This window comes from Ramlibacter tataouinensis (assembly GCF_027941915.1).
Taxonomy (GTDB): Bacteria; Pseudomonadota; Gammaproteobacteria; order Burkholderiales; family Burkholderiaceae_C; genus Ramlibacter; species Ramlibacter tataouinensis_C.
This window is the reverse complement of record NZ_CP116009.1, coordinates 2,070,039-2,085,786: the sequence shown is the minus strand read 5'-3', so window position 1 is coordinate 2,085,786 and position 15,748 is coordinate 2,070,039. Positions and strand designations below refer to the sequence as shown.

4 protein-coding genes (1 of these 4 running past the window's edge) are annotated in these 15,748 nt (G+C 70.6%); 2 read left to right on the top strand and 2 right to left on the bottom strand.

What is annotated here, in order from left to right; genetic code table 11:
* Positions 1-44 precede the first annotated feature (44 nt).
* Entirely contained in the window at positions 45-992 is a 948-nt protein-coding gene (locus tag PE066_RS09725) for a DMT family transporter (RefSeq protein WP_271236347.1), read from the top strand.
* 21 nt (positions 993-1,013) lie between these two features.
* On the opposite strand, the gene PE066_RS09720 is transcribed toward PE066_RS09725, so the two are convergent.
* A complete protein-coding gene (locus PE066_RS09720; protein ID WP_271236346.1) occupies positions 1,014-1,913 on the bottom strand; it encodes a 5'-nucleotidase in 900 nt (299 codons plus the stop codon).
* A gap of 19 nt (positions 1,914-1,932) precedes the next feature.
* Positions 1,933-3,144 carry a type II secretion system inner membrane protein GspF gene (gene gspF, locus PE066_RS09715; RefSeq protein WP_271236345.1) on the bottom strand — a complete coding sequence of 404 codons (1,212 nt, stop codon included), beginning with the start codon at positions 3,142-3,144 and terminating at the stop codon, positions 1,933-1,935.
* A gap of 156 nt (positions 3,145-3,300) precedes the next feature.
* On the opposite strand from gspF, the gene PE066_RS09710 reads away from it, so the two are divergent.
* A protein-coding gene (locus tag PE066_RS09710) for a DUF4347 domain-containing protein (protein WP_271236344.1) crosses the window boundary here: on the top strand, positions 3,301-15,748 show its 5' portion. Its footprint extends 1,568 nt past the window's final position; the window shows 12,448 of its 14,016 coding nt (coding positions 1-12,448); its start codon is at positions 3,301-3,303; its stop codon lies off the right edge, out of view.

Here is a 15,748-nt window from a genome sequence, read left to right as displayed (position 1 = left end):
GTAGCAAGCGGCGCGATCTATAGTTGCCGCCATGGAGACCCCGCATGCCGGCTGAAGGCTGGGCCGGCGCCTGGCAGCGCAACCCCTGGGTGCGCCGCGCCTGGCTCGCGCACCGGCGCGCGCAGCGCCTGCCGCCGGCCTTGCAGGGGCTGCTGTGGTCCACAACCGCCGGCGTCCTGTTCGTGCTGCTGAACACGCTGATGCGCAAGCTGGCGATGCAGCTCGATCCGTTCCAGACCCAGTTCCTGCGCTACCTGGCCGGGTTGGGCGTGATGCTGCCGTTGGTGGCGCGCGGCGGCTGGCGGGCCTGGCGGCCGAAGAACGTGGGCGGCCAGTTCAGTCGCGGCGCCGTGCACACCGCCGGGCTGTGCCTGTGGTTCATCGCGGTGCCGCACATCACCCTGGCCGACACCACGGCAATCGGCTTCACCACGCCGATCTTCATCATGGTCGGCGCGGTGCTGCTGTTCAAGGAGCCGATGCGCTGGGAACGCTGGGCTGCCGCGCTGGTGGGTTTCGCCGGCGTGCTGACGGTGGTCGCGCCGCAGTTCACGGGCAGCGGCGGCTGGTATGCACTGGTGATGCTGGCTTCCTCGCCGGTCTTCGCCGCTTCGTTCCTGATCACCAAGGCGCTCACGCGCTACGAGCGGCCCGAGGTCATCGTCGCCTGGCAGGCGATCAGCGTGACCGCATTCAGCCTGCCGCTGGCGCTGCTGCACTGGAGCTGGCCGAGTCTGCTGCAGTGGCTGCTGTTCGTCGCCTGCGGGCTGCTGGGCAGCACCGGCCACTACTGCCTGGCGCGCTCGTACAGCGTGGCCGACATTTCGGCGACGCAGTCGGTCAAGTTCCTCGACCTGGTCTGGGCCACCCTGCTGGGCTGGCTGGTGTTCGCCGACCTGCCCAGCCGCTGGACCCTGGCCGGCGGCGCGGTGATCTGCGCCTCCACGGTGTGGATCGCGCGGCGCGAAGCGCGGGGCCGGGCGCCGGCCTGAAAGCCGCGCCGCCGGTGCTCCTCAGCCCTCGTTGGTGATGCCGCCGGCGACGTGGCCGGACGGCACGTGCTGCGCCGCATGGGCCACGTGCCGGGTCTGGTCGTCGAAGAAGAAGTCGGGCTCGAACTCGCGCAGGAACTCGCCCTTGGGCAGGCCGCCCAGGAACATCGCCTCGTCGACGTGGATGTTCCACTGCATCAGGGTGCGGATGGCGCGCTCGTGGGCCGGCGCGCTGCGGGCGGTGACCAGCGCGGTGCGGATCTTCATCGCCGGCGTGCCGGCCGCCTGCAGCCGGTGCAGCGCGGCCAGCAGCGGCTTGAAGGGCCCGTCGGGCAGCGGCTGCAGGGCCTTGCTCGACTCGTGCTGCTGGAAGGCATCCAGCCCCTCGCTCTGGTACACCCGCTCGGCCTCGTCGGAGAACAGCACCGCGTCGCCGTCGAAGGCGATGCGCACCTCGTTCGGGTAGTTGTCGCCGGCCTGCACCGACTCGGTGATCACGCGCGCCGCCGGAAAGCCCGCCGCCAGCGCCTCGCGCACGTCGTCGGCGTTGGCCGACAGGAACAGGTGCGCGCGCAGCGGCTTGAGGTAGCGAAAGGGCGAGCGCCCCTGGGTGAACACGCCGCGCTCGAGCTTGATGCGGTTGGCGTTGCCCGAGCGGAAGATGCGCATCCCCGAGACCGGGTCGTTGCGCGACAGGATCACCACCTCGACCCGCTGGGCGGTGGTGTCGTTGAAGGCCAGCAGCTTCTGGATCAGCGAGAAGGCGATGCCGGGCCGCGCCGGCTGCTCCAGCCGCTGCAGCTGCAGGGTCATGTAGGCCTGGGCGTCGCCGCCTTCGAAGATGCGGTTCTCCTCCTCGAAGTTGAACAGCGCCCGCGACGAGATGGCGACGACCAGCCGGTCGTCCGAGAACACGCTCAAGGTCCCCTCCGCTTGGTCGTCAACGCACCAACTGGTTGAGCTGGATGATGGGCATCAGCACCGCCAGCACGATCAGCATCACCACCAACCCCATCCCCACGATCAGCAGCGGCTCCAGCACGGTGGCCAGTTGCATGGCGCGCCGCTGGACCTCGTTGCCGAGCTGGTTGGCGGCGCGCTGCAGCATCACCGGCAACTGGCCGGTCTGCTCGCCCAGCCGGGCGAACATCGACAGCAAACCCGGGAAGCGCTTCTTCTGGGCCAGCGCCGAGGCCAGCGGCGCGCCCTCGCGCACCAGCACCAGCGCGTCCATGGCGTCGGCCCGCATGGCGCGGTTGTTCAGGGTCTCGGCGGCCGCCTGCAGGGCCCGCAGGATCGGAACCCCGGCGGCGCTGAGCATGGCCAGCGTATTGCCGAACTGCGCGCTGTTGTAGCCGCGGGACAGCGGACCCAGAACCGGCAGCGAGAGCCAGGCTGCGTCGAATTGTTCACGAAAGGCCTCGTTCTTGAGCATGGCGCGCAGGACAAGTCCCAAGCCCAGCAGCAGCACCCCGACGATCCAGCCCCACTCGCGGACGAAGGCGCTCAGCCCCAGCATCGCCACCGTGAGCAGCGGCAGCGCGCGCTTGGTGCCGGCGAACACATTGGCGACCTGGGGCACGACATAGGTCACGAGGAAGATGACGATCGCCAGGGCGACCGCCGTAACGATGGCCGGGTACAGGGCGGCGCCGGTCAGCTTGGCCCTGAGCGCCTGCCGGTTCTCCAGCTCGTCGGCCAGCCGCTCCAGCACCATGCCCAGGTGTCCGCTCTGCTCGCCGGCGCTGACCACGGCGATGTAGATGTCGGAAAAATCACGCGGGAAATGGGCCAGCGCCGAGGCGAAGGTCGCCCCCGCGTTCACCTCCGCCCGCAAAGTCGCCACCAGGTTGCGTTCGGCCTCGGCGGGGGCTTCGTCGGCCAGGGCGGTGAGCGCTCGCTCCAGCTGCAGCCCCGAACTGACCAGCCCGGCCAGCTGGCGCGTCCAGATCGCGAGCTGGGTGTCGCTGAACACCCGCCGGCCGCGGCGCAGCACCCCGCCGCCGGCGCCCGCTTCCACCGGCCGCACCTGCAGCGGAATCAGCGCCTGCGAGCGCAGCTGCCCGCGGGCTGCCTTGGCGGTATCGGCTTCCAGGATGCCGCGCCGGGTCGTGCCTTGGGCGTCCAGTGCTTCGAATGTGTACGCGGGCATTGATGGATCCCATCGTGCCAGGCGGACCGGCGACCCAGCCGTCCTTCGCCCCGGGAGGGGCGCCTGGCGGATAATTGTTTCAAAACATTGCCGAATGTTTCTTTTGGTTGCAATATCGAGCGGAGGGGATCGGCCGGTCCCAAGAGGAGTGTAAGCATGTCGAAGAAGGTGCCGACGAAGCGGCGCAGCCGGCTTCTCGCCCTGGAGCCGCGCGTCCTGTTCGATGGCGCGCTGGTCGATACCGCCGCCGCCTTGCCCGGCGCCCTGGACGCAGTCCAGGCAGTGCAAGCGGCCGACGCTGCCTCGCGGGCCTACCCGGCGGCCGAGCTTTCTCCTGAATTGGCGGCGCTGGCACAGCTGGCGCTGGATGCGCCGATCGCCGCTGCCACCCCGACTTCGGTCGAGTGGCTGATCATCGACGGCCGGGTGCCGGATGCCGCCGCCCTGGCCGCGCAGGCGCGCCCGGGCCTGCAGGTGCTGCTGCTCGATCCGGCCGCCGATGGCCTGGCCCAGATCCGGCAGGCGCTGGCCGCCGACGGCCGGCCGGCCGACGCGCTGCATATCGTCAGCCATGGCGCCCCCGGCTTCATCCGCCTGGGCAGCACCAACCTGGATGCGGCCCAGCTGGAAGGCCGCGCCACCGACCTGGCCGCCATCGGCGCCCGCCTCACCGCCTCGGGCGACCTGCTCCTGTACGGCTGCGATGTCGCGGCTGGCGCGGCCGGCGAGGACTATGTCGACCGCCTCGGCCAGCTCACCGGCGCCGACGTGGCGGCTTCGCGCGATGCCACCGGCGGCGCCGCGCGCAACGGCAACTGGCTGTTCGAGTACACGGCCGGACCGGTCACGGCGACGCCGTTCCTGTCCGACGCCGACGGCCGCAACTACCAGGCGTTGCTGCCGACCATCAACCTGGCCGGCAACGCCGGCTGGACGCCGCTGCTGTACGGCAGCCGGCAGGACCCGGCCGGCGACATGCAGTCGGCCGCGTCCAGCACCGACCTGGTCGGCGACCTGTACCACCCGACCCTGTTCTACGCCTACGACGACGGCGGCACGGCGACCGAAGCCGACGACAGCATCATCTTCCGCTTCCGCGTCAGCGGGCCCAACAGCCAGGGCCGCTTCGGCGCCTACGGGATCATCGGCATCGATGCCGATCTGAACGGCGACATCGACCTGTTCCTCATCGCCGATGATTCCCAGGGCGCGACGGTCGGCCTGTACAACCCCGGCACCGACCTCAACAACTCGCCCAGCACGACCAGCTACACGGCGGCGCCGGGCCGGCAGTACACGCTGGACGCGTCCAACTACGCCTTCACGCCGGTCAGCCCGGCCAGCGAGCCGCCGGCCACCGGGGTCGGCAACGCCGACATCGACGGCGGCGGCAAGTCCGACTACTTCGTGTCCTTCCGCCTGAGTTTTGCCGAGATCAAGGCCGAACTCGCGCGCGCCAACGTCGCCGGCAACCCCGCGGCCGGCATCGCGGTCGACCGCTTCTCGCCGATGCGGTTCATCCTGGCGACCGCCACCCAGACCAACTCCCTGAACGGCGACATCGGCGGCGTGGTCGGGGCCAACAAGTCGACCCTGACCTGGGACCAGCTGGGCGCCTTCTCGCCGGTCATCAACGCCTCCAACTCGCCGCCCATCATCACCAGCGATGGCGGCGGCCAGACCGCGTTCGTGCAGGTGGGCGAGGGCGAGTCGGTGATCACCACCGTCGCGGCGACCGACCTGAACCCGGGCGACACCGTCCGCTACTTCATCAGCGGCGGCGCCGACGCCGCCAAGTTCGTGATCGACCCGGTCACCGGCGTGCTCAGCTTCGCGCCGGGCTTCACGCCCAGCGTCACGGCGCCGACCGACGCCGACGGCGACGGCCGCTACCAGGTCACGGTCAGCGCCCGCGACTACTCGGATCCGGGCGCCACCGAATGGAAGCGTGGCGAGGACACGCAGAACCTGACGATCACGGTGCTGCGCCAACCCGACACCACCGCGCCCACGCTCGACCTGCGCACCGGCATCACGCCGGCCGACAACGCCACCAACATCGCGCCCAACGCCAACCTGTTCATGCGCTTCTCCGAGGCGGTGCAGCCGGGCACGGGCTATATCTACATCCGCAACGCCACGACCGGCGCCATCGTGCGCCAGATCAGCGTGAACGATGCGGACCAGGTGCGCTTTTCGGGCAACACGGTCACGATCAACCCGGTGTTCGACCTGCCGGCCGGTACCGCGTACTACGTCGAGCTGGACGCCGCCGCCTTCCAGGACACGGCTGGCAACACCTACGTGGCGCTGGACGCCGCCGGCAACCCGATCCTGGTCGCGGGCCAGCCGGCCGGCGTCAACGACACCGATCCGAACACCACCTACAGGTGGAATTTCTCGGTCGGCTCCAACTCGCTGAACGACGGCACGCCGCCGACCCTGGTGGCCACCGCTGTCACCGGCTCGAGCGGGGCGACGCTGAGTCCGGCCGACAACCAGGTCAACGTCCGCGAGACGACCGACATCGTCCTGACCTTCAGCGAAGCGGTCTTCCCCGACAACGGCTTCTTCATCCTGCGGCGCAGCGCCGACGGCGCCATCGTGGCGCGCATCAACTCGGCCGACCCCACCCAGGTCAGCTTCAGCGCCGACGGCCGGACGGTCACGATCAACCCGGCCTCCGACCTGGCGCAGAACACCGACTACTACCTGCAGGTCGAGGGCGCTGCGCTGCAGGACGCCTCGGGCAACCGCTATGCCGGCTTCACCGACCTGAACCAGGGCATCAGCAACGCCTACCGGCTGAACTTCAAGACCGGGGTCGACGTCACGGCGCCGACCGTCACGCTGGTGTCGGCCGCCAACCTGGACGGCACCTGGATCGAGGGCGACACGATCTTCGTGCGCGTCAAGTTCACCGAGCAGGTCTACGTCACGGGGGTGCCGCAGATCCAGCTGGCCGCCGGCAACCTGCGCACCGCCAGCTACGTGAGCGGCTCCGGCAGCGACACGCTGATCTTCTCCTACAGCATCCAGGCGGGCGACACCACCGCCGACCTGAACTACGTCGCCACCAACTCCCTCGGCCTGAACGGCGGCACGATCAAGGATGCCGCCGGCAACGTGGCCAACCTGACGCTGCCGGCCACCGGCGCCGCCAACTCGCTGGGCGGCCAGAAGGACCTGGCGATCGACATGGCGCCGGTCAACACCCTGCCGGCGCTGCTGGTGGCGCGCAACAACAGCCCGCTGGCCATCGCTGCCTCGGTCGCCGATGCGGACAGCGGCAACCTCACGGTCAAGCTCACCGCGACGCACGGCACTCTGAGCCTGGGCACGATCGCGGGCCTGGTCTTCACCGGCGGCGACGGCAGCGCCGACGCCAGCATGACCTTCAGCGGCACGCAGGCACAGATCAACGCCGCGCTGGCAACGCTGAGCTACCAGGCCGACGCCGGCTACGTCGGGGTCGCCAGCGTGACCCTGGAGACCACGGACGGCGTCACCTCGATGAACGGCGTGGTCGTCCGGGACGTCGACACCCTGACGCTGGACGTGCAGGGCCCGGTGCCCGTGCTCGCCGGCACCGGGGCGATCGCCTACGTGGAGAACGATCCCGCCACCGCCGTGGCGCCGGTGCTCTCGCTCACGGGCGTGGCCAATGTCAGCGGCGCCACCGTGCGGATCACGGGCAACTACCAGCCCGGCGAGGACGTGCTGGCCTTCATCGACCAGAACGGCATCAGCGGCAGCTGGGATGCGGCCACCGGCACGCTGACGCTGACCGGTCTGGCGTCGGTCGCCGACTACCAGGCCGCGCTGCGCTCGGTCACCTACCGCAACATCAGCGAGACGCCGTCGCCGGCGGCGCGCACCGTGACCTTCATCGCCGCCAATGGCGGCGACAACAGCGACCCGGCCACCGTCACCGTCAGCGTGACGCCGGTCGACGACGCGCCCACGCTCACGCTGACCGCCGGCAACCCCACGTTCACCGAAGGCGGCGCGGCCGTTGCGCTGTTCGGCAACGCCACGGTTTCGACGATCGAAGCCGGCCAGACCCTCAGCCGGTTGACGCTGACGGTGGCCAACGTGCGCAACGGCGCCTTCGAGGTCCTGACCATCGACGGCCAGGCGATCGGCCTGGCCGCCGGCAGCACCACGGTCGGGGGCGTGACCTACACGGTGGGCGTGAGCGGCACCACGGCGACGGTCACGGTCAGCGGGCTGGCCCTGAACGCGGCCGACGCCAAGGCGCTGATCGAGGGCATCACCTACCACAATGCCTCGGCGGCGCCGAACGCCGGCAACCGCACGGTCACCGTCTCGCAGCTGCAGGACAGCGGCTCGAGCACCGGGCCCCATCGCAACACCGCCACCCTGGCGCTGGCTTCGACCGTGCGGGTGGTGACGACCAACGCCGTGCCCGTGCTCGGCGGCGGCAGCCCGGGCGTGAGCTATGTCGAGAACGGCGCAGGCGCGGCGGTTCATCCGGCGCTGACCGTCGCGGACGAGGACAACACGACGCTGCAGGGCGCGCGCATCGCCATCACCGGCGGCTTCGTCGCCGGGCAGGACCTGCTCGCGTTCACCAACCAGTCCGGCATCGTCGGCAGCTACGACGCCGCCACCGGCGTGCTCACGCTCAGCGGCACCGCCTCGGTCGCCGCCTACCAGGCGGCCCTGCGCAGCGTCACCTACCGCAACAGCAGCGACGCTCCGGGCACCGCCGTCCGCACCATCGGCATCACCGTCAACGACGGCGCTGGCGACTCCGACCCCGCCACCAGCACCGTCACGGTGGTCGCAGTCAACGACGCGCCGGCCGGCGCCGACCGCACCCTCACCGTGCTGCAGGGCAACTCGTACGCCTTCGGGGTGGCCGACTTCGGCTTCCGCGACAGCGCCGACGCCGGGGCCCACGGACTGCACAGCGTGGTCATCACCACCTTGCCGGCCGCGGGCACCCTCACGCTCAACGGCGTCGTCCTGGCAGCGGGCGCCTCCGCCACGCTGGCGCAGATCAGCGCCGGACAGCTGCTGTACACCCCTGCCGGCACCACCTCCAGCAGCTTCACCTTCCAGGTGCGCGACGACGGCGGCACCGCCAACGGCGGCGTCGACCTGGACCCGACGCCCAACACGCTGACGCTGTCGGTCAGCACCGTCAACGTCGCCCCGCTGCTGGCGGGCACGCCGGCGGCCAGCTACACCGAGAACGGCGCGCCGGTGGCGCTCAACGGCGTGCTGACGATCACCGACCCCGACTCGTCCAACATGACGGGCGCGATCGTGCGCATCACGACCGGCTTCGTGGCCGGCCAGGACGTGCTGTCGTTCACCAACCAGAACGGCATCAGCGGCGTCTACAACGCGGCCACCGGCGTGCTCAGCCTGAGCGGCTCGGCCAGCCAGGCCCAGTGGCAGGCGGCGCTGCGCTCGATCACCTACCACAACACCAGCGAGGACCCCGCCACCGCCGCCCGCACCGTCCGCTGGAGCGTCAGCGACGGCGTGGAGTTCTCAGCCGGCATCGACAGCACGCTGACGGTGGCGGCGGTCAACGATGCGCCGGTGCTGTCGGGGCCGCCCAGCAGCGTCAGCTACGCCGAAGGGGCCGCGGCGCGCGCCGTGAACCCGTGGCTGTTCGTGGCCGACGTGGACAACACGACCCTGGCTACGGCAAGCGTGAGCATCACCGCCAACCGCCACGCCAACGACCGGCTGCTGTTCACCAACGACGGCTCGACGATGGGCAACATCGCGGGCAGCTACGACAGCGTCACCGGCGTGCTCAGCCTGAGTTCGGCGGGCGGGACAGCCACGCTGGCGCAGTGGCAGGCCGCGCTGCGCGCCGTCGCGTTCGACAGCACGGGGTCGCCGGGCACGGCGACCCGCACGATCGCCTTCCGGGTCAACGATGGGTCGGCGGATTCGAACGTGCTGGCCAACAGCAGCGTGACCACCGTGCCGGGCAACACGGCGCCGGTGCTGGGTGGCGGCAATACGTGGACTTACACGGAGAACCAGGCGGACACCGCGGTAGATGCCGGCCTGACGCTCGCCGACAACGGCACCACGGTGGCGGGTGCGGTCGTGCGGATCCAGGGTTATGTGGCCGGCCAGGACGTGCTGGGCTTCGCGAACCAGAACGGCATCAGCGGCGTCTTCAACAGCGCGACCGGCGTGCTGACCCTCACGGGAACGACAACCCTGGCCAACTACCAGGCGGCGCTGCGATCGATCACCTACGTCAACAGCAGCGAAGCGCCCACCGGCGGGGCGCGCACGGTCAGCTTCGTCGTGGACGACGGTGGGTCGGTCTCCAACCTGTCGAACGAGGTCGTGACGACGATCACGGTGGTGCCGGTGAACGATGCACCGTCCACTGCCAGTGAGACGGTGCATGTTGCGTCGGGTCCGAGCGCCAACTACGTGTTTTCGTTGGCCGAGTTCGCTTTCTCGGACGTGGATTCCGGCATGGCGGGCATCGTGATTACGACGCAGATCGCCAGCGGGGGCGCCATCCGGCTGGGCGCCAATGCATTGAGCAATGGCGCCTTCGTGACCGTTGACCAGATCCGTTCCGGATTGCTGAACTATCAGAGCGCCAACGGGAACACCGCTGACCGAACCTTTACCTTTCAGGTGCGCGACGACGCGGGGGCCGATAGTCCGGCCGCGACGATGACGCTGAAGGTCGGTGCCGCCGGCGCCAAGCCGACGCTGGGTGGTGCACTGACCAACAAGACCTACACCGAAAACGCTTTGGGCCTCGCCCTGGTGGACGCGGGGGTCACGCTGTCGAACGCCACGTACACCACGGCCAAGGTTGCGATCAGCGGGAACTTCGTTCCCGGTGAAGACGTGCTGAGCTTCACCTACAACGCCGGCACGATGGGTCCGAACGTCATCACCGCGGCCTACAGCGGCGGTGTCCTGACGCTCACCTCGGCTGGATCGACGCAGGCGCAGATGGCAGCGGCCTTGAAGGCCGTCCTGTACACCAACAGCAGCGACAACCCGAGCTCGGCAGCCCGCACCTTCAGCGTGTCGACGCGCACCAGCGTCGCGACCGACAACTGGAGCACGGCCTACAGCGCCACGCTGGGCGTCACCCCGGTGAACGACGCCCCGGTGCTCTCCAGTGCCGGTAGCAGCCTGTCCTACAGTCCCGGAGCACCGGCGGCCATCAATCCCTGGTTGCACGTCAGCGACGTCGATAACCTGAACTTGCAGTCGGCAACCGTCACGCTGGCCAATCCGCAGGCGGGCGACTCGCTAGCGTTCATCAGCAACGCCGCGACGATGGGCAACATCGCCGGCAGCTACAACAGCGGCACGGGCATCCTGACTCTGAGCTCTGCGGGCAACACCGCAACCCTCGCGCAATGGCAGGCTGCGCTGCGCGCCGTCACCTTCCACAACGCCAGCGGCGGCAACAGCACGCCGCGCACCGTCAACTTCGTGGTCAGCGACGGCGCCGCCAACTCGGGCGCCGTGACCACCACCATCGCCATCGGCGGCAGTGGTAGCACCGCCGCGCCCGTGCTGGCCGGCAGCGCGACGCTGGCCTACATCGAGAACGGCGCCGCGGCGGCCATCAACGGCGTGCTCACGCTGAGCGACGCCGACAGCGCCAACCTCACCGGCGCCACCGTCCGCATCACCAACTTCGTGGCGGGCCAGGACGTGTTGTCGTTCACCGACCAGAACGGCATCAGCGGCCTCTTCGACAGCGCCACCGGCGTGCTGACCCTGAGCGGCTCGTCCAGCGTGGCCAACTACCAGGCGGCGCTGCGCTCGGTGCGCTACGCCAACAGCAGCGACCACCCGAGCACCGCGGCGCGCAGTGTGGTGTACCAGGTCAGCGACGGGGCGACCTTCTCCGGCCTGTCCAATCAGCTGGCCAGCACGGTCACCGTGACCGCGGTCAACGACGCGCCCACGCTGTCGAGCCCCAGCCCGCTCACCTACAACGACGACCGCTTCCCGCAAAGCTTCTTCGCCGCCACCGGCATCCTGACCGTGAGCGACCTGGACGGCGCCGGCGCGCTGTACGGCATCACCGGCGACAGCGCGGCCGGAGCCGGCGCGCCGGCCGGCATGGATCGGCAGAAGATCGGCACGTACGGCACCCTGTACCTGAACAGCGCCACCGGCGCCTACAGCTTCGTTCCCGACAGTGCCGCCATCAACGCGGTGCAGGCCGGCCAGACCCCGAGCGAGAGCTTCACCTTCACCGTCAGCGACCTGTCCGGCGGTTCGGACACGCGCACGCTCACCGTGAACATCGTGGGCGCCAACGATTCGCCCATCCTGGCTTCGGCCAGCACCGAGGTGAGCTACACCGAGGATGGCGCCGCCACGCCGGTGAACACCGTGATCACGGTCAGCGACGCGGACAACGCGACGCTGGTGAGCGCCACGATCTCGATCAGCGGCAACTACCGCAGCGGCCAGGACCTGCTCGCCTTCACTAACGCCGGCGCGGCGGTGCACGGGAACATCAGCGCCAGCTTCGACGCCGGCACCGGCACCCTGACGCTCACCTCTGCCGGCGGCACGGCCACGCTGGCGCAGTGGCAGGCCGCGCTGCGGGCCGTCACCTACGCCAACACCAGCCAGGCGCCGGACACGGCCCTGCGCACCGTCAGCTTCCAGGTGAACGACGGCGGCGGCAACGGCGCCTCCAACACGATCGCCAGCAGCAGCGTGTCGGTCGTCTCGGTCAACGACGCCCCGGTGCTGGCCAACGGCGGCACCGCCGCCTACACCGAGCAGGACCCGGCCGTCGCCATCAGCCCGGCGCTGTCGCTGTCCGACGCGGACCACACCAGCCTGCAGTCGGCCACGGTCTGGATCCAGAACTTCGTCGCCGGCCAGGACGTGCTCGGGTTCACCGACCAGAACGGCATCAGCGGCAGCTGGGACGCAGTCTCCGGCGTGCTCACCCTGAGCGGCACCGCCTCGGTGGCCCACTACCAGGCGGCTTTGCGCTCGATCACCTACGCCAACGCCAGCGAGGATCCGGTCGGCACGCCCCGCATCGTGCGCTACCAGGTCGGCGACGGCACCGACACCTCGAACATCGTGTCGGCGACCGTGACGGTCACGGCCGTCAACGACCTGCCCACGCTGGGCGGGGGCGGCGACACGCTCGGCTACATCGAGAACGGCCCGGCCGCGCCGATCGCACCCAGCCTCACGGTGGCCGACGTCGACAGCGAAGGCCTGGCCAGCGCCACGGTCCGCATCAGCGCCGGCCACGTGGCCGGCGAGGACCTGCTGTCCTTCGCCAACGACGGCACGATGGGCAACATCAGCGCCAGCTTCGATGCCGCCACCGGTGTGCTTACGCTGGTGTCCAGCGGCGCCAGCGCCACCGCTCAGGAGTGGCAGGCGGCGCTGCGCGCGGTGGCCTACCGCAACAGCAGCGATGCGCCGACGGCCGCCGCCCGCACGATCAGCTACCAGATCGACGACGGCGCCGGCCTGTCCAACACCGTCACCGCCACCGTCACGGTGCTGCCGGTCAACGACGCGCCGGTGCTCGGTGGCGTCGCCACCAGCGTCAATTTCACCGAGAACGGCGCGCCGGTGGTGGTGAATTCCGCCATCACGGTGGCCGATCCGGACCATCTCCAGCTGAGCGGCGCGACGGTCAGCATCGGTGCGGGCTTCGCCGCCGGCCAGGACCTGCTCGGCTTCATCGACCAGAACGGCATCACCGGCAGCTACGACGCGGCCACCGGCGTGCTGACGCTCAGCGGCGCGGCCAGCCTGGCGCACTACCAGGCCGCGCTGCGCTCGGTCACCTACGCCAACAGCAGCGACAGCCCGTCCACCGCCGCGCGAACGATCCGCTTCCAGGTCAGCGATGGCGCCGACGCAAGCAACACCTGGACCAGCACGGTCGGGGTGACCGCCCTCAACGACGCGCCGGTGCTGGTGCCGGTCGGCCACGACCTGACGGTGGCCGAGGATGCCGGAGCGCCCGCCGGCGGCGCAGTCGGCGTGGACATTGCTGCGCTGGTGGGCGGGCAAAGCGATGCCGACGCCGGCGCGCTGGCGGGCATCGCCGTCACGGCCCTGGACAGCAGCCAGGGCCGCTGGTACTACACCATCGACGGCGGCGCCAGCTGGGCCGAGGTGGCCGGCGCGCCGAGCGCCTCGTCGGCCCTGCTGCTGGCCGCCGACGGCGCCACCCGCCTGTACTTCCGGCCGGGCGCCGACTTCAACGGCAACCTCGCCGCCGCCGTGACCTTCCGGGCCTGGGACCGCACCGCCGGCAGCAACGGCGGCCGGTTCGACGCCAGCGTCAACGGCGGCAGCAGCGCGTTCTCGAGCGCCACCGACGTCATCGACGTCAGCGTTGCGCCGGTCAACGACGCCCCGGTCGGGACGGACAACGTCCTGTGGGTGGACAAGAACGGCAGCCGGCTGCTGGCGACCGCCGACTTCGGCTTCAGCGACCCGGGCGATGCCGCCAAACCGGACAGCCTGCTCGCCGTGCAGATCAGTACGCTGCCCGATGCCGGTGCCGGCCTGCTGGAGTGGCGCAACGGCGTCGGCACCTGGGTCGCGGTGAGCGCCGGCGACACCATCAGCGCCGCCGACATCGCGGCGGGCAAGCTGCGCTTCACCGCCGCCGCGAACCAGACCGGCATGGGCCTGGGCAACCTGCGCTTCCGGGTGCAGGACGACGGCGGCACCGCCGGCGGCGGCATCGACACCGATACCAGCGAACGGGCGATCGTCTTCAACGTCGGCAGCCAGTCGGCGCCGGTCCTGTCCGGCGGCAACGACCTGGCCTATGCCGAGCAGACGCCGCCGGTGGCGCAGGTGGTCAACCCGAACATCACCGTCCACGACGACGACAACCCGCAGCTCGAGTCGGGCATGGTGGTGATGAGCCGGGGCTTCGTTTCCGGCCAGGACGAGCTGGCGTTCAGCAACACCAGCGCGGCGCTGTACGGCGACATCACCGCCGCCTGGGACGCCGTCAACGGCGTGCTGTCCTTCTCCTCGGCCGCGGGCGCGACCCAGGCCCAGTGGCAGGCGGCCTTCCGCGCCGTCACCTACCGCAACCTGAGCGACGCGCCGGGCACGGCCGAGCGCTCCGTCTCGTTCATCGTCAACGACGGCACGCAGGACTCCAACGTCGTCAGCGCGACCATCACGATGGACCGCGAGAACGATGCGCCGACCCTGACCGCGTCCGGCGGCTCGCTGGCCTACGTGGAGAACCAGGCCGCCACGGCGATCGACGCCGGCCTCGTCATCGCCGATCCGGACCTGCCGTCCAACTTCGGCGGCGGCTGGCTGCAGGTGGCGTTCGCCTCCGGCGGGGCGGCGGAAGACCGGCTCACGGTGCTGCATGCGGGCAGCGGGCCCGGCCAGATCGGGGTGGTTGGCACCACCATCACCTACGAAGGCATCGTGATCGGCAGCATCGACGCGGCACTGGGCGGCGTCGGCGGCCAGCCGCTGCGCATCCACCTGACGACGGGTGCGAGCGTGGCTGCCACCCAGGCGCTGGCGCGGGCCATCGCCTACAGCAACGTCTCGGACGCGCCGTCCACCGGCGGCCGCACCGTGGTGTTCACGCTGGACGACGGCGGCAACACCGGCACCGGCGGGCCGCTGCAGGGCAGCAGCGCCGCGGTGGCGATCACGGTGGCGGCGGTCAACGACGCGCCCTCGGGCGCCGACGGCGCGCTCTCGATCAAGCAGGGCACCTCGCACGTGTTCGGCGCGAGCGAGTTCGGCTTCGTCGATGCGCTCGACGGGCACGGCTTCGCCGGCATCCTGGTGGCCTCGCTGCCGGCGGGCGGCACGCTCGAGCGCTGGGACGGTGCGAGCTGGGTGGCCGTGGGCGCGGGCGAGTTCATCTCCGCAGCGGACATCGGCGGCGGCAACTTCCGCTTCCTGGCGAACCCGGTGCCGGGCTCGTCCGCCTTCAGCTTCCAGGTGCGCGACAGCGGCGGCACCGCCAACGGCGGCGCCGACACCGACCCGGTGGCGCGCACGATGGCGGTCGCCGTCACGGCCGGCGACCCGCCGGTGCTGGCCGGCGCGGCCAACGTCGTCTACGTCGAGGACGACGGCGCGGTGCCCATTCTCGGCAGCGTGGTGGTCACCGACCCCGATTCCGGGCAGCTGCAGCAGGCCACCCTCACGCTCACCGGCTACGTGCCGGGCGAGGACCTGCTGACGTTCACGGGCTCGGCCGGCATCACGGGCAGCTTCGCGGGCGGCACGCTGACCCTGAATGGCGTGGCCACGCTGGCCGACTGGCAGGCCGTGCTGCGCTCGGTCCAGTACCAGAACACGAGCAACGCGCCGAGCACGGCCACCCGCACCCTCAGCGTGGTGCTGAAGGACAACGAGGGGACGCCCAACAGCAGCTCGACGGTCCACTTGGCGATCACGGTGGCCGCCCGCAACGACGCACCCATGCTGGCGGCCACGCCCGGTCTGACGCTGGACAGCGTGCTGGAAGATGCCGACGCGCCGAGCGGCGTGGTCGGCACGTCGGTGGCCGACCTGGTCGGCGGCCAGAGCGACGTCGACGGTGCCGCTGCGCTCAAGGGCATCG

What these genes read in the sequence shown, in the direction of transcription:
- PE066_RS09725 (WP_271236347.1), top strand. Translation starts at nt 45, where the DNA reads ATGCCGGCTGAAGGCTGGGCCGGCGCCTGGCAGCGCAACCCCTGGGTG.
- gspF (WP_271236345.1), bottom strand. Translation starts at nt 3,144, where the DNA reads ATGCCCGCGTACACATTCGAAGCACTGGACGCCCAAGGCACGACCCGG.